This is a genomic window from Pseudomonas fluorescens, from assembly GCF_000967965.1.
GTDB lineage: Bacteria > Pseudomonadota > Gammaproteobacteria > Pseudomonadales > Pseudomonadaceae > Aquipseudomonas > Aquipseudomonas grandcourensis.
Genome location: NZ_LACC01000089.1, coordinates 1 through 345, shown reverse-complemented (window position 1 = coordinate 345; position 345 = coordinate 1). Strand labels below are relative to the sequence as shown.

The 345-nt window shown below is 66.4% G+C and carries 1 protein-coding gene; it reads right to left on the bottom strand.

Annotated elements, in window-relative coordinates:
- Window positions 1-345 (bottom strand): ImcF-related family protein (locus tag VC35_RS28315; RefSeq protein ID WP_046044051.1); only part of this gene is annotated, 345 nt, incomplete at both ends.

Below are 345 nucleotides of genomic sequence, written 5' to 3'. Positions count from 1 at the left end.
CGCACATCGCTCATCAGCGCCAACTGGTCGATCACCTCGCCAAGGCTGTCCACCGGTTGCCAGCGCAGTTGGTTGAGGAAGTCCAGCCAGGCGTGGGCGTAGTCCTGGAAGTAGCGTTCGGTCAGGCGTTGCTTGAGTTGTTCCGGGCTCAGGTCGGCGGCGAGACGCGCCGGGTTGTCGCTGAGCACCCAGTCGATTTCTTCACGGCGTGCCTCGGCGATGGCGTCGATGGCCGGGCGCACCTGGCCTTCCCAGGCTTGGCGGGTGAACACCCCCGGCACCTCGGCCGAAGTGGCAAACAGCGTCGATGCCTCGGTGTCGCCGACCATCTGCGCCAGGCTCAGC